The 21145-nt window shown below is 71.9% G+C and carries 17 protein-coding genes; 4 read left to right on the top strand and 13 right to left on the bottom strand.

The window, feature by feature from the left end; genetic code table 11:
* Positions 1–15 precede the first annotated feature (15 nt).
* Both ABD912_RS17680 and ABD912_RS17675 read left to right on the top strand, forming a co-directional pair.
* Complete coding sequence (locus tag ABD912_RS17680; RefSeq protein ID WP_425548101.1) at positions 16–3990, top strand: Pls/PosA family non-ribosomal peptide synthetase; 3975 nt, start codon at positions 16–18, stop codon at positions 3988–3990.
* Positions 3987–5375, top strand: a complete 1389-nt coding sequence (locus ABD912_RS17675) for a M1 family metallopeptidase (protein WP_345152869.1) — start codon at positions 3987–3989, stop codon at positions 5373–5375. Before ABD912_RS17680 ends, ABD912_RS17675 begins: the two co-directional genes overlap by 4 nt.
* A 67-nt stretch (positions 5376–5442) precedes the next feature.
* Here ABD912_RS17675 and ABD912_RS17670 read toward each other — a convergent pair whose 3' ends face one another.
* The 4 genes from ABD912_RS17670 to ABD912_RS17655 form a co-directional block, all read right to left on the bottom strand.
* Complete coding sequence (locus tag ABD912_RS17670) at positions 5443–6063, bottom strand: GOLPH3/VPS74 family protein (protein ID WP_345152868.1); 621 nt, start codon at positions 6061–6063, stop codon at positions 5443–5445.
* A 318-nt stretch (positions 6064–6381) separates the two neighbouring features.
* Positions 6382–8925 carry a phenylalanine--tRNA ligase subunit beta gene (pheT, locus tag ABD912_RS17665; RefSeq protein WP_345152865.1) on the bottom strand — a complete coding sequence of 848 codons (2544 nt, stop codon included), beginning with the start codon at positions 8923–8925 and terminating at the stop codon, positions 6382–6384.
* Between the two features lie 4 nt (positions 8926–8929).
* Positions 8930–10018 (bottom strand): phenylalanine--tRNA ligase subunit alpha, encoded by a 1089-nt coding sequence (pheS, locus tag ABD912_RS17660; protein WP_345152864.1) that lies wholly within the window; start codon positions 10016–10018, stop codon positions 8930–8932.
* A 256-nt stretch (positions 10019–10274) separates the two neighbouring features.
* Entirely contained in the window at positions 10275–10961 is a 687-nt protein-coding gene (locus tag ABD912_RS17655; protein WP_345152862.1) for an LppM family (lipo)protein, read from the bottom strand.
* A 91-nt stretch (positions 10962–11052) separates the two neighbouring features.
* Here ABD912_RS17655 and ABD912_RS17650 point away from each other — a divergent pair, with 91 nt between their 5' ends.
* Entirely contained in the window at positions 11053–11541 is a 489-nt protein-coding gene (locus ABD912_RS17650; RefSeq protein ID WP_345152860.1) for an eCIS core domain-containing protein, read from the top strand.
* Between the two features lie 377 nt (positions 11542–11918).
* On the opposite strand, the gene ABD912_RS17645 is transcribed toward ABD912_RS17650, so the two are convergent.
* The 6 genes from ABD912_RS17645 to infC form a co-directional block, all read right to left on the bottom strand.
* On the bottom strand, positions 11919–12353 hold the full coding sequence (locus ABD912_RS17645; protein WP_345152857.1) for a (deoxy)nucleoside triphosphate pyrophosphohydrolase: 435 nt from the start codon (positions 12351–12353) through the stop codon (positions 11919–11921).
* Positions 12350–13309: a cation diffusion facilitator family transporter gene (locus ABD912_RS17640; protein WP_345152855.1), complete on the bottom strand. Its 960-nt coding sequence runs from the start codon at positions 13307–13309 to the stop codon at positions 12350–12352. Before ABD912_RS17640 ends, ABD912_RS17645 begins: the two co-directional genes overlap by 4 nt.
* A gap of 157 nt (positions 13310–13466) precedes the next feature.
* Positions 13467–14372, bottom strand: a complete 906-nt coding sequence (locus ABD912_RS17635) for a TrmH family RNA methyltransferase (RefSeq protein ID WP_345152854.1) — start codon at positions 14370–14372, stop codon at positions 13467–13469.
* 354 nt (positions 14373–14726) lie between these two features.
* Complete coding sequence (gene rplT, locus ABD912_RS17630) at positions 14727–15371, bottom strand: 50S ribosomal protein L20, sunset domain variant (RefSeq protein WP_345152853.1); 645 nt, start codon at positions 15369–15371, stop codon at positions 14727–14729.
* A gap of 109 nt (positions 15372–15480) precedes the next feature.
* Entirely contained in the window at positions 15481–15675 is a 195-nt protein-coding gene (gene rpmI, locus ABD912_RS17625) for a 50S ribosomal protein L35 (protein ID WP_149957810.1), read from the bottom strand.
* 165 nt (positions 15676–15840) lie between these two features.
* Complete coding sequence (infC, locus tag ABD912_RS17620) at positions 15841–16842, bottom strand: translation initiation factor IF-3 (RefSeq protein ID WP_425548100.1); 1002 nt, start codon at positions 16840–16842, stop codon at positions 15841–15843.
* A gap of 322 nt (positions 16843–17164) precedes the next feature.
* Here infC and ABD912_RS17615 point away from each other — a divergent pair, with 322 nt between their 5' ends.
* Positions 17165–17533: a DUF1844 domain-containing protein gene (locus ABD912_RS17615; protein WP_345152850.1), complete on the top strand. Its 369-nt coding sequence runs from the start codon at positions 17165–17167 to the stop codon at positions 17531–17533.
* A 117-nt stretch (positions 17534–17650) separates the two neighbouring features.
* Here the strand turns inward: ABD912_RS17615 and ABD912_RS17610 are convergent, their stop codons facing one another.
* The 3 genes from ABD912_RS17610 to priA form a co-directional block, all read right to left on the bottom strand.
* The gene (locus ABD912_RS17610) at positions 17651–18982 is read right to left on the bottom strand and encodes an MFS transporter (RefSeq protein WP_345152849.1); all 1332 of its coding nucleotides are present in this window, start codon (positions 18980–18982) and stop codon (positions 17651–17653) included.
* Positions 18983–19122: 140 nt separating this feature from the next.
* Entirely contained in the window at positions 19123–20028 is a 906-nt protein-coding gene (locus ABD912_RS17605; protein WP_345152848.1) for an SseB family protein, read from the bottom strand.
* Positions 20029–20362: 334 nt separating this feature from the next.
* The gene (priA, locus tag ABD912_RS17600) at positions 20363–21109 is read right to left on the bottom strand and encodes a bifunctional 1-(5-phosphoribosyl)-5-((5-phosphoribosylamino)methylideneamino)imidazole-4-carboxamide isomerase/phosphoribosylanthranilate isomerase PriA (RefSeq protein WP_345152847.1); all 747 of its coding nucleotides are present in this window, start codon (positions 21107–21109) and stop codon (positions 20363–20365) included.
* Positions 21110–21145: the final 36 nt, after the last annotated feature.

The raw sequence follows: 21145 nt of genomic DNA, 5'->3' as shown, positions 1-21145 counted from the left end.
GAGCCTGTTACACCCGTGGCACCGAACTTCGGCCCGACGGACCCCGGGGCCGCATCCGCGCCGGACTCCGCTCCCCGCGGCGGGACCCACCCGCCGCAGCTTCCCGGCGGGATCCACCTGCCGCAGCTTCCCGGCGGGGCCCGCGCCGCCGAGCCGCGCACGCTGATCGACATCCTCACGTCCAGCGCCGAGTCCTACCCCGACTCCCCCGCGCTGGACGACGGCGACGCCTCCCTCAGCTACGCCGAACTTTTGGAGGCCGTGCGGGAGAAGGCCCACACGCTGCACGAGGCCGGGCTCGGACCGCGCGACCGGATCGGCATCCGCATCGCCTCCGGCACCCGCGAGCTGTACATCGCCATCCTGGCCACGCTGTCCATCGGGGCCGCCTACGTCCCGGTGGACGCGGACGATCCCGACGAGCGCGCCCGCGTGGTCTTCGGCGAGGCCCGGGTCGCCGCCGTGCTGCAGGGCAAGGGCAGGCTTGTGCCCGCCCTGCCGGACGGCGGCAGGAAGCGGCCCGTACCGCATCCCGCCCCGCGCGGCCCGCTCCCGGAGGACGACGCCTGGATCATCTTCACCTCCGGGTCCACCGGCACCCCCAAGGGCGTGGCCGTTTCCAACCGCTCCGCCGCGGCGTTCGTGGACGCCGAAGCCCGCCTGTTCCTGCAGGCCGAACCGCTCGGTCCCGAGGACCGCGTGCTCGCTGGCCTGTCCGTGGCCTTCGACGCCTCCTGCGAGGAGATGTGGCTGGCTTGGCGCCACGGCGCCTGCCTGGTCCCGGCCCCGCGCGCCCTGGTGCGCTCCGGCATGGACCTGGGCCCGTGGTTGGTCACCCGCGGCATCACCGCCGTCTCCACGGTTCCCACCCTGGCCGCCCTGTGGCCGGCCGAGGCGCTGGAGAATGTGCGCCTGCTCATCTTCGGCGGCGAGGCGTGCCCGCCCGAACTGGCAGCCCGCCTGGCCGTGGCCGGCCGCGAGGTCTGGAACACCTACGGGCCCACCGAGGCCACCGTGGTGGCCTGCGCGGCACCGATGGACGGAATCGGGCCGGTGCGGATCGGCCTGCCGCTGGACGGCTGGGACCTGGCCGTCGTCAACGAGGCCGGCGTTCCGGTCGCCCCGGGCGGGACCGGGCAGCTGATCATCGGCGGCGTCGGCCTGGCCCGCTACCTGGACCCGGCCAAGGACGCGGAGAAGTACGCGCCGATGCCAACCCTCGGCTGGGACCGCGCCTACCGCTCCGGGGACCTGGTGGTCTTCGACCCGGAGGGCCTGCTCTTCGTGGGCCGCGCGGACGAGCAGGTCAAGCTCGGCGGACGCCGGATCGAGCTCGGCGAGATCGACGCCGCCCTGCAGTCCCTGCCGGACGTCGCCGGCGCGGCGGCGGCCGTGAAGACGACGGCGGCGGGGAACCAGATCCTGGTCGGCTACCTTGCCGCCGCCGCGGACTACGACACCGCCGCCGCCCGCGACCTGCTGGCCGGACAGCTGCCGGCTCCGCTGATCCCGCTGCTGGCCGTGGTGGACACGCTGCCGACGAAGACCAGCGGCAAGGTGGACCGCAACGCGTTGCCCTGGCCGCTGCCCGGCGCCGCGGCCGATCCCGAAGCCGCCCTGCCGGACCTCGACCCGGAAGCCCGCTGGGTGGTGGAGCAGTGGGGCTTCGTGCTCGGCGCCCCCGCCACCAGCTTGGACGCGGACTTCTTCGCCGCCGGCGGCGGGTCGCTCTCCGCGGCCCAACTGGTCTCCGCCCTGCGGGCCAAATACCCCACCGTCACCGTGGCCGACGTCTACTCCCATCCGCGCATCGGCGCCCTGATCGAGGAACTGGCCGGCACCGTCGTCGCCTCCGGCCCGGTCGAGGCACGCCAAGTCGCCCGCACCAGCCGCCGCGCCCAGGCCTTCCAGACCCTGATGGGCATCCCGCTGTTCATCCTCGCCGGCATGCGCTGGCTGACCTACCTGATGGCGCTGAACAACGTGCTGGCCGCGCTGGGACTGCTCACCGGCGCGCCGGTCGTGTCCTGGTGGTGGGTCGCGGCCACGTGGCTGGTCTTCGTGAGCCCGCTGGGACGCATGGGCCTGTCCGTGGCCTCCGCCCGGCTGCTGCTGCGCGGCGTGCACCCGGGCTCCTACCCGCGCTCGGGCAAGGTGCACCTGAAGCTGTGGCTGGCCCAGCACATCGCCGACCTGGTGGACCCCGTCAGCCTCGCCAGCGCCCCCTGGGTCCCGTACTACGCGCGGGCGCTCGGGGCCAGGATCGGCCGCGACGCGAACCTGCATTCGGTGCCCCCGGTGACCGGCATGCTCACCCTGGGCCGCGGAGCCTCCGTGGAGCCGGAGGTCGACCTTTCCGGGTACTGGATCGACGGCGACCGGGTGCACATCGGCCATGTGGAGGTCGGCGCCGGAGCCACGGTGGGCTCGCGCAGCACGCTGCTGCCCGGGGCCGTGGTCGCCGACCGCGCCGACGTGGCGCCGGGCTCCGCCGTCGTCGGGCAAACCAAGGCGGGCACCGCCTACTCCGGCTCCCCCGCCCAGCGCACCGGCAAGGCCAAGCCCGCCTGGCCGCAGGAGACCCCACGCCGTGGCCGCTGGAGCGCGTTCTGGTTCGGGACGGCCTCCGCCGTCCTTTCGCTGATCCCCTACGTGGGGGTGCTGGCCGCCGTGGTCGTGCTCGCCGTGGCCGCGCGCGGCCACGGCAGCCTGCGGCACGCGCTGCCGGAACTGCTGCTGGCGGTCCCGCTGGCGGCGCTGGCCTGGTTCTTCGTCAACGCCGCGCTGGTCGTGGTGACCGTGCGCCTGCTTGGCATCGGCATCACGGAGGGCTGGCACCCGGTGCGCGGCCGCGTCGGCTGGCAGGTCTGGGCCACCGAGCGGGTGCTCGACATGGCCCGGGACCACCTTTTCCCGATCTACGCCAGCCTGTTCACCCCGGTGTGGCTGCGCCTGCTCGGGGCGAAGGTGGGCCGCAACGTGGAGGCCTCCACGGTCCTGCTGCTGCCCAAGATGACCACGATCGGCAGCGGGGCGTTCCTGGCCGACGACACCATGGTAGCGTCCTACGAACTCGGTGGCGGCTGGATGCGGGTGGGCCCGGCGAAGATCGGCAAGCGCGCGTTCCTGGGCAACTCCGGCATGGCCGGCGCCGGCCGGCGCGTGCCCAAGGACGGGCTGGTCGCCGTGCTCTCCGCCACCCCGGCGAAGGCCAAGACCGGGTCCTCCTGGCTGGGCAGCCCGCCGGTGCGCCTGCGCCGGACCGCCGTTGCCGCCGACGAGTCCCGCACCTTCGAGCCCCCGCGTCGCCTGAAGGCCGCCCGCACGCTGTGGGAGCTGTGCCGGTTCGTCCCGGTGGCCGTCACCGTGGCCATCGCCGTCCTGGTGTTCGCGGCCCTGGATGCCCTGGCCGAGTCCTACGGCTACGTGGTGGCAGCCGCGGCCAGCGGCGTCGTGCTGCTGGCCGCCGGCGCCGTCGCCGCCGCCGTCTCGGTGCTGGCCAAGTGGGTGCTGGTGGGGCCGATCCGCGCCGGCGAGCACCCGCTGTGGAGCTCGTTCATCTGGCGCAACGAGGTCGTGGACACCTTCGTCGAAATGGTCAGCGCCCCCTGGTTCGCCCGGCTCGCCTCCGGCACCCCGGCGCTGGTGTGGTGGCTGCGCGCGCTCGGCGCCCGGATCGGCCGCGGCGTCTGGTGCGAGAGCTATTGGCTGCCCGAGGCGGACCTGGTCACGCTGGGCGACGCTTCGACCGTCAACCGCGGCTGTGTGGTCCAGACCCACCTTTTCCACGACCGGGTGATGTCCATTGATACGGTGGAACTCGCCGACGGATCCACCCTGGGTCCGCAAGGCGTGATCCTCCCCGCAGCGGTGCTGGAGGCCGGGGCCACCGTGGGTCCGGCGTCCCTGGTCATGCGCGGCGAAAACCTTCCGCCATCCTCCTACTGGATGGGCAACCCCGTGCAACCCTGGAGCCGGCCCACCGCATGAGTCCCAAGAACCGACCCACCCGCCAAAAGAGCGAACCCGTGATCCCGGATCCCTACACCCCCGGGGCCGGCAGCGCGGACTACACCGTGGTCCACTACGACCTGGACCTGGAGTACAAGCTGGCCACTAACCGGCTCGACGGCCGGGCGCTGCTGCGCGGCACCGCGCTGGTTCCGCTGCAGCGCGTGGAGCTGGACTTGGGGAACCTGCGGGTCGTGCGGGTCGGCGCGGGCGCCAGGAAGGTCCGCTTCACCCACCGGGCGGGCCGCCTGGCCGTGCTCCTGCCGGCGCCCGTGGACGCGGGCGGGCAGTTCGAACTGGACATCCGCTACGGCGGGTACCCCCAGCCGATCCACGGGACGTGGGGGGAAGTTGGCTGGGAGGAACTCACGGACGGGGTGCTCGTCGCCGGCCAGCCCAACGGGGCGCCGTCGTGGTTCCCCTGCAACGACCACCCCAGCCACAAGTCCACCTACCGGATCCGGGTCAGCACGGATGCGGGGTATCGGGCGGTCTGCAACGGTGAGCTGGTCGAGCACACCCGGCGGGCCAGCTGGGAGAGCTGGACGTACCTGCAGCGCGAACCGATGGCCACCTACCTGGCCACGGTGCAGATCGGGCGCTACGACCTGCATCGACTCGTCGAGCCGGCCGCGGACCCCTCGGATGCCCGGCATTCCGTGCCGCTCCGGCTGCCGGCGCAGTTCGTTGCGGTGGACGCCGGGTTGGCCCCGGCGGCGCTGGCGGTGCTGGCCCGGCTGCCGGAGATGATGCGGGTGTTCATCGAGTCCTTCGGCCCCTATCCCTTCGAGTCCTACACCGTGGTGGTCGCTGACGACGTGCTGGAGATCCCGCTGGAGGCGCAGACGCTGTGCATCCTCGGGCGCAACCACCTCTCGCTTACCTGGGAGGCCCAGCGCCTGATCGCCCACGAGCTGAGCCACCAGTGGTTCGGCAATTCGCTGACCGTGGCCCGGTGGGACGACATCTGGATGCACGAGGGGTTCGCCTGCTACGCGGAATGGGTCTGGTCGGAGGCCTCCGGGGGTGCCGCCGCGCAGGCCCACGCCCGGGTGGCCTGGAACAGGCTCAATCAGCTCCCCCAGGATCTCTGCGTGGGCGACCCGGGCCCGGAGGAGATGTTCGACGACCGGGTGTACAAGCGCGGCGCGCTGGCCCTGCACGCCCTGCGCCTGGCGTTGGGCGACCAGCGGTTCTTCGGGATGCTCAAGGACTGGACCCGGCGCAAGCAGCAGGACAACGTCACCTACCGCCAGTTCGTGGCCCACGTGGAGTCGCACGCCCCGGAGGGCTTCAGGATCAAGGCCTTCCTGAAGCCCTGGCTGTTCCAGGAAAGGCTCCCGGCCTTCCCGGCGGCCGCCTAGCCCGGCCGCCTCACCCGCGGCCGGCCGGGAGGCTGGCGGCAGCGGACTTTCGGGTCTGCGGACGGGGTCAGCCGACCCAGACGTAGGAGAGTTCCTCGATCGCCCGGTACACGGCCACGGTGGTCCAGTTGCCGACGGCCAGTTCGGTCACCCTCTCCTTGGGCGTGGCATCGAGTTCCTTGTGCAGGAGCCCGGCGGCCCGGCACAGCGCCACCAGGGTCGCGTCCCCGGGAATGGGCTCTCCGGTGCCGTCCAGCACGGCGCCCAACCGGGTGCGCAGCCGCCTTTCCGGGGCGGGGTCGGCCTCGGGGAACCGCTCGGACGGAAAGAGCCCCAGCACGCGAACCTCCTCCGCGCGCACCTGGCCCCGCTGCACCAGTTCCCGCAGGACGGCCTCGCGCAGCCCCGCACTTCCCAGCCGCAGCACCCACCAGACGGGGTACCGCGGCTTGCCTTCGGCCTTGATGCGCGCCAGCGCCCGGTCCGGCAGCGCGGCGCCCAGCGGCGCGCCGTCGAGCACCACGACGCGCCCGTCCTTCAGCCCGATGCGCCCCGCCGCGTTCAGTTCCGCCAGCAGCGCCCCGGCGAGCCCGCAGTCGAACGCCGGCGCGGAGATGGCCCGCTGGCCGTTCCTGTGCAGGCCCAGCAGCGCGAAGGAATGGACGAGGTGAAGCTGGCTGTCGGTCATGGCGGGCCCTCCGTTGCTTTCCTTGCCCCCACTTCACCAAGGCGGGCACGGCACGTCAATTCCCGCCAAAGGTTGACGCCTCCCCCCACCCGTTTCGCCAAAGGTTGATGTCGGGTTTGGGGGCCGAACCCGACATCGACCTTTGGCCAAACGCAGGGGCGGGACAACGTCCCTTGCCGAAAAGCATCTGGGCTCCTGGTCTACATGGGGCCCTGGTCGAAGAGCGTCCGGGAACGACGGCGGGCCCGCACCTTTCCCAGGGAAAGGTGCGGGCCCGCCGTCGTGCACACTGCGGGTGGTGCAGCGTGCCGGCGCGTCCTACCGCTGCACGGCCCCGAAGCGCTCGGCAGCGAGGGCGACCGCGGCGGCGCGGGCCTCGGAGGCCTCGTCCGCGGTCAGCGTGCGGTCGTTCGCGCGGAAGCGCAGGCCGAAGGCGAGGGACTTCTTGCCCTCCTCGATGCCGGCCCCGGCGTAGACGTCGAACAGCGCCACGTCCTCGAGCAGTTCGCCCGCGCCTTCGCGCAGGGTGTCCAGCACGTTGGCGGCCACGGTGTCCGCGTCCACGACCAGGGCCACGTCCTGCGTGGTGACCGGGAAGGTGGAGATCTGCTTGGCCACAACGACGTCGGCCGCTGCCGCGCAGAGCGCGTCCACGTCGATCTCCATCGCCACGGTGCGGGCCGGAAGGTCCAGTTCGGCCAGCAGCTTCGGGTGCAGCTCGCCGGCGTAGCCGACGGCCTGGCCCGAGCGCAGCGACAGCGCCGCGGTGCGGCCCGGGTGGAACGCCTGGTGCGCGCCCTGGGCGACCACCAGTTCGACGCCGAGCACGTCCCCGGCCAGGCGGGCCGCGTCCAGCGCGTCCGCCCAGTCGTAGGGGCGCGGGGTGTGCTCCGGCGCGACCGGGGAATCGTGGCCGGTCAGCACCGCGGCAAGGTGCAGCGGCTGGTGCGGCAGCCCGCTGTAAAGCTCCTCCAGGACCTCGTCGGAGGGCTTGGCGCCCAGCGGCGGGATGGTGGCGGTGCCCAGCGTGTCGCCGGGCAGGAACACCAGCCCGGCCTCGTACAGGGCCAAGTCGCGGAAGCCGCGGCCGTGGTTGCGGCGGGCGGTCTCCAGCAGGCCCGGCAGCACGGAAGTGCGCAGGAAGCCGAACTCGTGGCTGATCGGGTTCGCCAGCTTCACGGCCCTGACCTCGGCGCCGGCCGCGGCGGAGCCGAACGTGCTGTTCTGCGCGGCGGACACGAACGGGTAGGACAGCACCTCGACCAGGCCGGCGTCGGCCAGGGCCTGCATCACGCGGCGGCGCTGGACCTGGGTGCGGCTCAGGCCGCGGCCGGGGGGTGCCACCGGCAGGGTCGCCGGGATCTGGTCGTAGCCGACCAGGCGGGCGATCTCCTCGGTGAGGTCCTCGCGGGTCTCCAGGTCCGGACGCCAGCTTGGCGCCGTGACCAGGTACCCGCCGTCGACGGCCTCGACCGTGCCGCCGAGCTCGGTGAGGGTGCCCTGGATCTGTTCGGCGGTGAAGTCGATGCCGATGCGCGTGGCCGGGTAGCCGGCCGGCAGCTCGATGGCCTTCGGCTCCGGACGGGTGCCGACGTCGGTGGCCGTGGCGTCGGCGGTCCCGCCGGCGAGTTCCACGAGCAGGTCGACGGCGCGCTGGGCGGCCTCGTCGGCGATCTCCCAGTCGACGCCGCGCTCGAAGCGCTTGGACGCCTCCGAGGGCAGGCGGTGGCGGCGACGGGAACGGGCGATCGAGACTTCCTCGAAGTGGGCGGCCTCGATCAGGACGTCCTTCGTGGTGCCGGAAACCTCGGTGGTGGCCCCGCCCATCACGCCGGCGATGCCGATGGGGCCGGAGGCATCGGTGATCAGCAGGTCCTCGGGGTCGAGGGTGCGCTCCTTGCCGTCCAGCGTGGTCAGCTTTTCGCCGGCGGCGGCGCGGCGCACCACGATCTCGCCCTGCAGCGTGTCCAGGTCGTAGAAGTGCAGCGGCTGGCCAAGCTCGAGCATCACGTAGTTGGAGATGTCCACGACCAGCGAGATGGAGCGGATGCCGGCCAGGCGCAGGCGCTGGGCCATCCACGGCGGGGTGGGCCGGGCGGTGTCCACGCCGCGCACGGCGCGCGCGACGAAGCGGTCGCAGCCGGGCTTGCCGTAGATGCCGGCCGCGTCCTCCAGCCGCACCCCGTAGCCGGGCCCGGCCGGCTCGGCCACGACGACGCCGGCGGCCGGGTCCGTGAACGCGGTGCCGGTGGCGTGGGCGTATTCGCGGGCGACGCCGCGGATGGAGAAGCAGTAGCTGCGGTCCGGGGTCACGTTGATCTCGGCGGCCTCGTCGTACAGGCCCAGCAGGGCCATCGCGTCCGCGCCGACCTCGGGATCCAGGCCCAGCTCGGAGAGCACGATGATGCCCTCGTGGTCGTCGCCGAGGCCCAGTTCGCGGGCCGAGGCGATCATGCCGGCGGAGAGGTGGCCGTAGGTCTTGCGGGCGCTGATGGCGAAGTTGCCCGGCAGCACGGCGCCGGGAAGGGTGACGACGACCTTGTCGCCCTCGACGAAGTTGTGCGCGCCGCAGACGATGCCCTGCACTCCGGAGGGGTCGATGCCCTTGGCGGTCAGGGTCTGCTCCTGGCCCTCGGGCACAACACGGACCTGGCACCAGTTGATGGTCTTGCCGTTGGACTGGGGTTCCTTGACCACGGACAGCACCTGGCCGACGACGACGGGTCCGGTCAGCGAATCGGAGGGACGGTGCACGTCCTCCTCTTCGAGGCCGACCTTGACCAGTTCCGCCATGACGTCTTCGGCCGTGGCGTCGGCCGGCACCTGCGCATACTCGCGCAGCCAAGAAAGGGGAATACGCATTGGGTTAGATCTCCATCCCGAAGTGTTCGCTGAAGCGCACGTCGCCCTCGATCATGTCGTGCATGTCCGGGACCTCGTTGCGGAACATGAGCGTGCGCTCGATGCCCATGCCGAAGGCAAAGCCGGAGTAGACCTCCGGGTCGATGCCCGCCGCGCGCAGCACGTTCGGGTGCACCATGCCGCAGCCGCCCCATTCGATCCAGCGCGGGCCGCCCTTGGCGCCCGGGTGCCAGATGTCCAGTTCGGCGGAGGGTTCCGTGAACGGGAAGTAGTTCGGCCGCAGCCGGATGGAGGCTTCGTCGCCGAACATCTGGCGGGCGAAGTGCTCCAGCGTGCCGCGCAGGTCAGCCATGGACAGGTCCTTGTCGATGGCCAGGCCCTCGAACTGGTGGAAGACCGGGGTGTGGGTGGCGTCGAGCTCGTCGGTGCGGAACACCTTTCCCGGGCACAACACGTACACCGGCAGGTCGCGCTCGAGCATGGAGCGAACCTGCACCGGGGAGGTGTGGGTGCGCAGCAGCAGGTGCGCTTCGGGCGGCTCCACGAAGAAGGTGTCCTGCATTTCGCGGGCCGGGTGGTCCGGCTTGAAGTTCAGGGCGTTGAAGTTGAACCACTCGGACTCGACCTCGGGGCCTTCGGCGATTTCCCAGCCCATGCCCACGAAGATGTCGGAGACGCGTTCCTGCAGCGTGGAGAGGGGGTGGCGGGCACCGGCGCGGCGGCGGCGCGGGGCGGCGGTGACGTCCACGGCCTCCTCGACGAGGATGCGCGCTGCGTGCTCGGCCTCGAGCACCTGGGTGCGCTCGGCGAGCGCCTTGTTCACGCGGCCGCGGGCGGCACCCATGAGCTTGCCGGCGGTGGCCTTCTCCGACTTGTCCAGCCGGCCGATCTCGCGGTTGGCCAGGCTCAGCGGGGACTTCTCCCCGGTGTGCGCCAGGCGGGCCGCCTTGAGCTGGTCCAGGTCGGCGGCGGCGGCGAAGGCCTGCAGGGCCTGCTCGACCGCTGCGTCGAGCGCGGCACCGTCCGTGGGCTGGGGAACGGCCGGTTCCGCCGCGCCGGGGGCGACGTCAACCGGTGACGTGGGTTCAGACATGGGTGTTTTCGGCCCTTTTCACTGTGGTTCGGGAGTCCTTTTGTTCCGCGGCCAAGTCTACCGGGCGAGGGACCCGTCCCGAGCGCAGCGAGGTAAGAGAGCGGCCAGGGGTCCCCGCGCGCGAAGCGTGTGGGGCAGGCCGCGAACGGGGAGCCCGGTGGACGCTACCGGGCGAGGGACCCGTCCCGAGCCCGGAACAAACGACGGCGGCACGCCACCCGCGCAGGTGGCGTGCCGCCGTCGTTTGTTCCGGGGTCTATCCCACCCCGGCGGGCTGGTGCTCCTTCGCGGCGGCGGGCTTCGGCGGTCGCAGCGCCAGCGCCAGCGCGAAGATGCCGCCGGCCAGGATGATTGCCCCGGCCAGCACCCACATCTGCCAACTGATGCCGGTGGGGTTGTCATCGGCGACCGCCGTCATCCGCGCCCCGGGGTTCTCCAGCAGGTTGAAGGTGACCTTGTTGCCTTCAACCACCGCGCCCGGGGAGGTCTCCAGGACCGGGCCGGGGAAGGTCACGCTCATCAGGGCCTCGGTGTACAGGGAGCGGGCCTGCTGGTCCTGCATGCCCAGGGCGGCGCCGTCGGCGGTGAAGTAGTACTTGCCGTCGAGGTGGTCCAGGGCCCAGCCGCCGGTCGCTCGGGAGAACTCCGCGTTGGGCACCTGGTCCGTCATGGTGAATCGGTAGCCGGCATAGTTGGCGTCCTCGTAGTCCGTGCGGACGGCCGCCTCCGGCATGCCGGCGAACGGGTCGGAACCGTTGCCGACCACAGCGAACATCTCCTCGACGCTCCGGTTGCCCAGCGCTTCCTTGCTGATGGCGATGACCATCGAGGAATCGGCGGACTCGGCCGAGTGCACCACCAGGTCGATGTTGAGCTTCACGCAGCCGGTCAGCGTCAGCAGGAGTGCGACCAGCAAGGGTATGGCGGTGAAAATCTTTTTCATGGGAACCCCATCCGGGACGTGTTTTCCATCACTTTTGAGGTTACCGGCCCGGGCTCTCCAGCGGACCACTTGTTGTGGCTACACTATGCGCATGATTGGGCCGCCGGCCGGGCGCCTGGGTTCGGGCTTGGGTGTGGGGGAACGGATGCGTGCCGCGGCGAACTGGGCCAACCTGAGCACGCCCGCCGGCCTGGCGCTGGCGCGGGCCGCCGGGTGCCGGGTGCGCCGCGGCGCCGGAGGGCTGCGCTATGCCCTGGGCTACCGCCCGCCGCTGCCCGCGGCGGGAGCGTTCACCGTGGGCAACGTCGTCTTCTTCCGCCCGGCCTTCGCCGACCCTGACGCCCACCCCGCCCTGGTGGCCCACGAGGGCAGGCACTGCACCCAGTACGCGCTCTGCCTGGGCCTGCCGTTCCTGCCGCTGTACTTCGCCGCGGCCGCGTGGTCCTGGCTGCGCACCGGCGATCCCGCCTCCCGCAACGTGTTCGAGCGTGCGGCCGGCCTGCGGGCCGGCGGATACGCCGAGCGCCCGCCGCGGCCCTTGGCGGCGGCGCTGCGGAGGCGCCGCCGTTCCCTCCGCTAGCCGCTCCGGCCCGCCCCTGCGGAAATGGCCCGGCGGCGTGCGGGCGGGAAGTTTCCGGAAGCTCCGGTCCGGCGGGAAGGGGCCGGGCCAGCCCGCGGGCCCTACCCGCTCTTCCCTTGGACGGACATTCGAAGATGTGTTCTAATCGGGGTGTGAGAAGGGAAGCTCAGCCATCCCGGTCGGCGCCAGCAGGTGAAAGAGCTTGGAGTGCCAACCGGGGCGGCCGGGGGCGGGGACCGGTGGACCTTTTGGTCCGTAGGCACCCCGCCCCCGCACTTCCCAGTCAGGTTTTTCCTGGCCCGGTTTTTCCCTGCCCGGTTCGTTCCCCGTCCGATCCTTTTACCGTCCGGTTCCTTCCCTGCCCGGTCCGCCGGCCCCTACCGCGCGGTGGCGGCCACCGCCTCCAGCAGGGCATCCACGATGGGACGGTCTGCCGGGATCCATGCCAGGGCCTCCAAGGCCACGGCGTCCAGCTCCACCCAGCGCAGCTCGTCGTGGTCCTGCAGCGGCGCCGGGTCGCCGGAAACCACCTCGGCCAGCCAGACGCGCATCGCGGCGGTTCCGTTCAGTGCCCAGCCCTGTTCCAGCGGGCCGGGGACCTCTGCGCCGAGGCGGGCGTCCACTCCGAGTTCCTCGTCGAGCTCGCGCAGCAGGGCCTCCTCGCAGGACTCCCCCGGCTCCACCTTGCCTCCCGGAAACTCCCACATCCCGGCATACTGCTCCGGCCGGGTGCGGCGCGCCGCCAGGAGCCGGGTCGGGTTCGGCAGCGAGTCCACGATCGCCGCGCCGACGATCTGTTTCAGCGCGCTCACGCGCCGCTCCCGGCGGGGGCGCCCTCCGGCGCCGTCGTGGTGTAGGGCTCTCGGTAGATGTCGGGTTCGATGTAGATGACGTTGGCGATCGGGACGGCCTGGCGCACGCGCACCTCGGTGGCGTCGATCTCCTCGGCGATCCGTTCGCTGCTCATTCCGGGTTCCACGGACATCTTGGCCGCGACGAGCAGCTCGTCCGGGCCCAGGTGCAGCGTCTTGAGGTGGATGATGCGCGCTCCGCCGGCGGTCAGGGCGTCCTCGATCAGCCTCACGTGCTCCCTGGTGGCGGACTCGCCGAGCAGCAGCGACTTGGTTTCGGCGGCCAGGACCACCGCGATGGCCACCAGCAGCAGGCCGATCATGGCGGTGCCGAGCGCGTCAAAGACGCCGTTGCCGGTGATCAGGGTCAGCGAGACGCCGAAGAGCGCGAAGACCAGGCCCAGCAGCGCGCCCAGGTCCTCCAGCAGGATCACCGGCAGCTCCGGGGCCTTCGCGCGCCGGACGAAGGCGACCCAGGACTGCTTCCCGCGGATGAGGTTGGATTCCTTGATGGCGGTGCGGAAGGACAGGCCCTCGGCGATGATGGCACCCACCAGCACGGCCAGCGGCACCCACCACCAGCGGCCCTCGATGCCATGCGGGTGCAGGAACTTCTGGTACGCCTCGTACAGCGCGAACAGGCCGCCGACGCTGAAGAGGACGATCGAGACGATGAATGAGTAAATGTAGCGCTCGCGCCCGTAGCCGAAGGGGTGCTGGGGGCTGGCCTGCCGTTGGGCGCGCTTTCCGCCGATCAGCAGCAGGACCTGGTTGCCCGAGTCGGCCACGGAGTGGATCGCCTCGGCCAGCATCGAGGAGGACAGCGTGACCAGCCACGCGATGAACTTGAAGACCGCAATGGTCAGGTTCGCCGCCAGTGCCGCGACGACTGCCTTGGTGCCTCCGGAGGCTGCCATGTGTGTTTCCCCTACGGTCCGGGTGCCCGGTGCGGGCACGTGGTTTTCCTCGCTCCACGCTATACCCGGTCCGCGCGCCGGACCCAGCCGGCCGCCGTCGCGCACTGCCGCGCGTCCCGCTTCCGAGCGCGCCTCCGGGACCGCCTTGCGGACCCGTTCAGGCGCGGCGCTGGGCGCGCGCGGAGGCGTAGAGGCAGACGGTCGCGGCCGTGCCCACGTTCAGCGATTCGGCCACCCCGTACAGCGGGACCGCGACGCGGCGGTCCGCGGCGGCCAACTCCTGCCGGTCCAGGCCCTGGGCCTCGTTGCCGAACAGCCAGGCGGTGGGCGCCTCCAGGAGCACGACGCCGGCGTCGGGCTCCCCCGCGGCACCCGCGAGGCGGCGGGCGGCCGAGTCGTCCTGCAGGGCGTCGAGGTCGGTGTCCCCGTAGCCGTCGGCAGCGAGCACGGCCAGGCCCGCGCCGCGCAGCGCCGCGGCAAGGTCGGCGAAGGGCACCCCGGAGACGATCGGCAGGTGGAAGATGGACCCGACAGTGGAGCGCACGGCCTTGGGGTTGTGGATGTCGACGCTGCCCTCGGTGAGGATGACGGCGTCGGCGCCGGCGGCATCCGCGGCGCGCAGGATGGTGCCGGCGTTGCCCGGGTCCTGGACCCGGCACATCACGGCAACCAGCCGGGGCGTGCCGGCCAGGACCTCCTCCAGGGTGTTCCCGGGCAGGTGGCAGACGGCGATGATGCCCTGCGGGGAAACGGTGTCAGCCATCGCGGCCAGGACCTCGTCGGTGGCCAGCCGCAGCCGGGTGCCGGCGGAAACCTCGGCCAGTTCGGCCAGTTCGGGGCTGCGCTCCAGGAACTCGGCGGTCGCATAGACGGACTCGACGACGGGGGCCCCGCTGGAGGCCAGGCGCTCGCGGTGCAGGGCCAGCGCCTCGCGGACCGCCTGCGGTCCCTCGGCCAGGAACAGCCCGCGCTTGGCCCGCCCCGAGCGCGTGGCCAGCCGGGCGACGTCGCGGACGCGGTCGGCTCGGGGGTTGGACATCACGTCGGGCGCGGAAAAACTCATGGGACGACTCTAGCCCCGAACGCGAAAGGGGGCGGAATCCCGCGGGCGTCCGACCCTGCCTGAACACAGGCCAAAAGACCGGCAAACATTCGGGGGTGGAGGCTCTTCCGTGCCGGGCCCCGAGGGCGTACCGTGAGACTTCCTGTCGGCAGTAACCATGGGCTCCGGCGGACGAAAAGGAAGGCCTGCGGCCGGGGAAGACCGCAGGCCTTTCTGATGCCCGCATTCCGTGCCTGGCAACCGGCGTTTCCCGGCAGGGCCGGGACGCCAAACGGAAAGGGGGCGGAATCCCGTGGGATTCCGCCCCCTTTTCACGGGTGCGTGCCAGTCATGGCGAGCCGGTCTTCGAAAAGACTAGGCTTCCTTGACCTGCTGGCGAGCCTCGCCACCGGCCGGCTCGAAGCCGGCGGCCTTGGCGGCCTCGACGGACTCGAACCAGTACTCGGCAGCGGTCTGCTCGTACCAGGTGGAGCCCGGCACGTGGTACTTGTTGGACTGGGCGTTGCCCTTGATCACGAAGCCCTCGGGGGCGTCCTGGCCCTCGACGGCCTTGATCGCGCCGGGAACCTCGTCGGTGGAAGCGGCAGCAGCCTTGGGGGCGGAAGCCTGGGCAACCGGGGCGGCCTTCGGGGCGTTCACGTCGGCCGGCAGGGCGGCCTTGGCCACGTTCACCAGGGCGACGAAGGCGGTGTTGTCGGAGATGGCCAGCTCGGCCAGCATGCGGCGGTCGACCTCGACCTCGGCAGCCTTCAGGCCCTGGATCAGGCGGTTGTAGGTCAGGCCATTGGCGCGGGAAGCAGCGTTGATGCGCTGGATCCACAGGCGGCGGAAGTTGCCCTTGCGCTTGCGGCGGTCACCGTAGCTGTACACGAACGAGTGCAGCAGCTGCTCCTTGGCCTTGCGGTACAGGCGGGAGCGCTGTCCACGGTAGCCCTTTGCGCGTTCAAGGATAACTCGACGCTTCTTGTGGGCGTTGACCGCCCGCTTCACACGTGCCACGTGTGTACTCCTTCTTTTCTGCCCCCGATACCTCGGCATCCGTCCAAACGGTTGCGGGCTGGGGAAAACTTGGTGGTGGGTGGGGACCGGAAGCCCCCGGGGGGAATGCTTAGAGGCCCAGCATCCGCTTGATGGTCTTGGTGTCCGCCTTCGAAACGATGCGGTCACCGGCCAGGCGGCGGGTCAGCGTGGAGGACTTGTGCTCCAGGTAGTGGCGGCGGTTGGCCTGCTGGCGCTTGAGCTTGCCGCTACCGGTCAGCTTGAAGCGCTTCTTGGCGCCACTGTGGGTCTTGAACTTCGGCATGTCCGCCGTTCTCCTTACGTGCTCCCGAAACCCTTGCGGGCCGGGGATCTTGTCGCGCTTCCGGTACCGGAAGCCCGTGGTGTGCGGTTCGGTGCCCCATGACGGGGCAAGCCTCGCCGGGTCCTACTTGGGCAGGTCCTTACGGGGCGGGTCCTACTGGGCCGTCTACTTGGCAGGGCGCGGAGCCGGCTTGGCTGCCGGCTTCGGAATGCCCGGCTTCGGGATGCCCGGCTTCGGAGCCGCGGCCGCCGGCTTCGGTGCGGCCACCGGCTTCGCGGCTTCGGCCACCGGCTTCGGGGCTTCCACCACCGGAGCGGCCTCAACCACCGGAGCGGCTTCCTCGACGGCCTCGGCCACGGGGGCCTCGACTTCCGGAGCAGCTTCCTCAGCCACCGGAGCGGCTTCCTCAGCGACCTCGACCTCGGCCTCGACCTCGGCCTCGGCCTCGGGGGCCTCGGCAGCCGGAGCAGCTTCCTCGACGACCTCGACCTCGGGGGCCTCGGTCTGGACGGCTGCCGCGGCTTCCGCCGCCTCCCGCGCCTGGATCAGCTTGGCCTGCAGGTCATCCCCGAGCGTGTCGCCCAGGGACTGGGTCATGGCCGGCTGCTCCGAAGTGTCCACGCGCAGCTTGGCCTCGGCGGCCTTGGCACGGTCGGTCTCGCGCTGGGCCTGGCGACGGGCCTCGGCCTTCGCCTCCGCCTTGTTCTTCAGCGGTCCGACGACCATAACCATGTTGCGGCCATCGATCCGCGGGGCGGACTCGACGATGCCGACCTCAGCCACGTCCTCCGCAAACTTGTTGAGCAGGCGGATGCCCATTTCCGGACGCTGCTGCTCGCGGCCACGGAACTGGATCATGGCCTTGACCTTGTCGCCCGCTCCGAGGAAGCGCAGGGCGTGGCCCGTCTTCGTCTCGTAGTCGTGCTTGTCGATCTTGAGGCGGAAACGGATTTCCTTCAGGACCGTGTTGGTCTGGTTCTTACGGGCCTCACGAGCCTTCACCGCGGCTTCGTACTTGTACTTGCCGAAGTCCATCAGCTTGCAAACCGGAGGCTTGGCCGTAGGCGCCACCTCTACGAGATCAAGATCGGATTCGAGGGCGAGGCGCAGCGCGTCTTCAATGCGGACGACGCCGACCTGCTCGCCGTTCGGTCCGACCAGCCGCACCTCGGGGACGCGGATTCGATCATTAATGCGTGGATCGCTGATGTGTAGCTCCTGTTGACTCGGGGTCCGTAAGCCCCCGCAACATAAGAAGGCCTCCGGTTGCGGGGCAAACGGAGGCCTGGTTTTTTCGGTGCGGACATGCCGCGCGCCCGGGACGCTGGTCCCGTGCAACCGAAGTGACCCGGCGGCCTGAAGCGGCTGCAGCGGGTGGGAGTTAGGCCTCCACTTGCATACCGGACCCGCTGCGTTTGCTGTCCCCCGGGCGAGCCGGGAGGCGCAACCGAATACGCGGATCCAGTCGGTCTGTGAAAAGCTTAGCAGCATGAGTACCCCTGAAACCAATCCCGAGTCCCCCGACGCCGCGACGAACCAGGTCCGCGACATTGCCGAGGTTGCCGCGGTGGAGATCATCACGACGGCGGCGGTGCACCTGATGAGCGCCGCGGCGGTCAAGTGCGGGCTCGCCGCCGGCGACGACGCCGAGGAACTGAAGGACCTCGACGAGGCCCGCAAGCTGATCACCGCCCTGGCCGGCCTGATCACCGCGGCGGCCCCGGAGGTCGGCAGCCAGCACGCCGCCCCGCTGCGTGACGGCCTGCGTTCCCTGCAGCTGGCCTTCCGCGAAGCCTCCCTGATCCCGGACGAACCGGGCAAGGGCCCGGGCGAGAAGTTCACCGGCCCGGTCAACTAACTCCCCACACGTTCCACCGCCAAGGGGCGGTGCGTGGCCAGGAACCCTTGGGATCCCGGTCCACGCACCGCCCCTTGGCATTTGCAGGACTGGCGCACTGGCGCCGCCGCGGACGCGCTACTCGGCGGGCGCGGCCTGCCGGGCCGGCTGCCGGCGTCGTACCGTCTGGGCGGTGAGCGCTGCGAGGCAGACCAGGACGCCGAGCACGCCCGCCGCCAGGAATCCGGCGGAGGCGCCCCGGGCGTCGATCACCACTCCCACCAGCGGAGCCCCCAGCGCGGTGCCGGCGGTCATGGACGACCCGTACCAGCCCATCGCCTCGCCGCGGCGGCGCTCGTCGACCAGTTCGGTAACGCGCTCGGACGCGGCGGCGAGGGTGGGGGCGCAGAGCAGCCCCGAAGGGATGCACAGCAGCGCCAGGGTCAGCGTGTCCGTGGCGAACATCGCCGGCACGGTGAGCACCGACATGGCCAGCAGCAGGGACACCGGCGACGGCTTCCGGCGCGAGGCCCCATACAGCAGGCCACCCACCAGCGAGGCGCCGCACCAGGCGAGGAACACCCAGCCCAGTTCGCCGACGTTGCCGGCGTCCTCCAGCACCGCAACGATTCCTACGTCGGTGCCGGCCAGCAGCAGTCCGGCGCCGGCGGCGGTGGCGAACACGGCGACGACGGCGCCGGTGGCCCAGCCGAAACGGAGTCGGAGGCGGCGCCCGCGCTGGCGGATCCGCCGGCGCACGGCCGAGCCGCCTGCGTCGACCAGTTCACCCTCGACCTCGGCCAGGTGCGCCGGGGCGGCGGAGACGACCTGGAGGAGGGCCTCGCGCCGCTTCTCCTCGGCGTCGGGCCGGGAGACGGCGCCGGGCTGGTCGGAGCGGGTGGGCGGGTTCTGCAGCATCAGCAGCAGGCCCGCGCCGGAGGCCGCGACGCCCACGGCGGTGAGCCCCACGGCGGTCGAAACCTGGGTGGCGACCACCGCGGCGAGCGCCGGGCCGGTCATGAAGATCAGTTCGGTGACGATCGAATCCAGGGCGAACGCCGAGCGCCGTTCCTCGCCGTCGGTCATCACGCCCAGGGACTGGCGCAGCACGCTGAAGACCGGCAGCGTGAACACGCCTCCCACGAAGACCACCGGCAGCAGCCACTCGTAGGGCAGGTGCGGGATGGTGCTCCACACGATGATCTCCGCGATGACGGACGGGATCAGTGCCCGCCGCAGGCCGTGCGCGTCGACCTGGCGGCCGCGCCAGGGCGCGCCCAGCGCGATGCCGACGGTCATCACCGCGGCCACGGTGCCGGCGGAGGTCCAGTCGCGGCCCAGGGTCAGGACCACGTGCAGGGTCAGCAGCACGCCGGCCGCCGAGTGGGGGAAGCGGGCCACCATGCCGACCAGCAGCAGCAGGGTGAGGTCGCGCCGCCTGAGCAGCGCCTTGTAGCGGGCGAAATCCATCCGGGGTCCTCCGGTAAGGGTGTGCGAGTGATGTGAGGCGCGCGGGCCGGGATTGCCGACACCGCGCGGGTGTTGCGGGGTGTTGCGGGAAGGGGCACCGGAGCCGTGCCGGGCGGAGGCCCTGGGCGGCTGCGGAGACCCTAGGCCGGTGCGGAGGCCAGGGCCAGTTCGATCGAGTCGACTGCCTCGGCGAAGGCCCGGTCCGCGCCCAGCGCGGCCTGGATCCGGGCCGCGCAGGCCTGGGCGTCGGCGGCCGCGGTACCGGGGCGGAAGGTGACCTCCAGGCGCAGTTCGGGCCCGGGGCCTCCCCCGGGCAGCACGCGCCCGTCGGCCGCCCGGCTGGCCACGCCGCGGCCCGGGGCCGCCGTGATGCCCACGACGGCGGGTTCGCCCGCGGCGAGCGAGCGCAGCAGCGGCAGGTGGGATTCGTCCTTGTAGCTGGGAATCCATTCGCGTTGCTGGGCCAGCGCCCAGACCGCGGGACGGCGCAGCACGAAGGTGACCTCGGCACCGGGATCCACCACCATCAGCTGGGCGCCATCCGAGACCGCCGAGAGGGCTGCGCGGGCCGCATACACGGCGACCGGGCGCGCCTCGGGGTGCCAGGCCTGCAACCGCGCGACGGAGGTGAAGGCCGGCAGGGCGGTGCGTCCGTCCGGGGCGGTGATGGTGACCAAGGCCATGTCCGCTTCCTTGTCCTCCACGAAGCCGTGCTCGCCGATCTGGTCCTCCGCGAGCGAGGCAACGACCGGGATGAACACGCGCGCAGTGCCCAGCGCCCGGTGCACGGCCTCCTCGGAGCCGGTGCCGGCGGCGAGGTCGGCGATGGCCGCCTCGTAGCCGGGGTCGGCCAGGCCGTTGTCGTCGTCGAAGTTGTGCAGCGGGTTGCCCTCGCCGCCCAGGTCGCGGCCTTCCCAGGGCTGGCCGGCGGAGTCGGTGCCGCTGCCGGCGCGCGCCAGCGCGGCGGCGATGTGGCCGGGCAGGTGGCGCGCGGCGCTGGAATCGTGGGGGGCATGTGCGTGGTCGGCGTGGTCGTGCGGGGCCATGGACCCAGCCTACCGGGCGAGGGGCCCGTGCCGAGCGCCAGCGAGGTGCGGGAGCCCGGGAGGCGCTACCGGGCGAGGGGCCCGTGCCGAGCGCCAGCGAGGTGCGGGAGCCCGGAAGGCGCTACCGGGCGAGGGGCCCGTGCCGAGCGCCAGCGAGGTGCGGGAGCCCGGAAGGCGCTACCGGGCGAGGGGCCCGTGCCGAGCGCCAGCGAGGTGCGGGAGCCCGGAAGGCGCTACCAGGCGAGGGGCCCGGGAGGAGACGACGCCGGAGGGCGGCTTCCGTGCGGAAGCCGCCCTCCGGCGTCGGGCTGTGGGGGCTTGGCTGCCCCGCGCCTTAGCGGCGGCCGGCCACGTCCAGAGCCTGCGGCAGGGTGAACTTGCCGGCGTACAGCGCCTTGCCGACGATGGCGCCCTCGACACCGGCCGGGACGAGTTCGCGCAGCACGCGCAGGTCATCGAGGCTGGAGATGCCGCCGGAGGCGACGACCGGCTTGTCGGTGCGTTCGCACATCTGCTTGAGCAGCTCGACGTTCGGGCCGCGCAGGGTGCCGTCCTTGGTGACGTCGGTGACGACGTAGCGGGCGCAGCCGGCATCCTCGAGGCGGGTCAGGACCTCCCAGAGATCGCCGCCCTCCTTGGTCCAGCCGCGGGCGGCCAGGGTGGTGCCGCGCACGTCCAGGCCGACGGCGATCGCGTCGCCGTAGCGCTTGATCGCGCGGGCGGTCCACTCCGGGTTCTCCAGCGCGGCGGTGCCGAGGTTGACGCGGGCGGCGCCGAAGTCCAGCGCGCGGTCCAGGGACTCGTCGTCGCGGATGCCGCCGGAGAGTTCGACCTTGATCTTCAGCTCGTCGGCAACCCGGCGCAGGACCTCGGTGTTGTTGCCGCGCCCGAAGGCGGCGTCCAGGTCCACCAGGTGCACCCATTCGGCGCCGTCGTTCTGCCAGGCCAGGGCGGCCTCAAGCGGGTCGCCGTAGCCGGTCTCGCTGCCGGCTTCGCCCTGGACCAGGCGCACGGCCTGGCCGTCGGCGACGTCGACGGCGGGAAGGAGTTCGAGGATGGGGGCGGTGTCGTTGTTGCTCATCGCGGGGCTTTCCTGTCGGTGCGGGCGGTGGTCGGC

Source organism: Arthrobacter ginkgonis, assembly GCF_039540195.1.
GTDB classification, from domain to species: domain Bacteria; phylum Actinomycetota; class Actinomycetes; order Actinomycetales; family Micrococcaceae; genus Zafaria; species Zafaria ginkgonis.
Note: the sequence above shows the minus strand (reverse complement) of the source record. Positions and strands in the feature narration are given on the sequence as shown.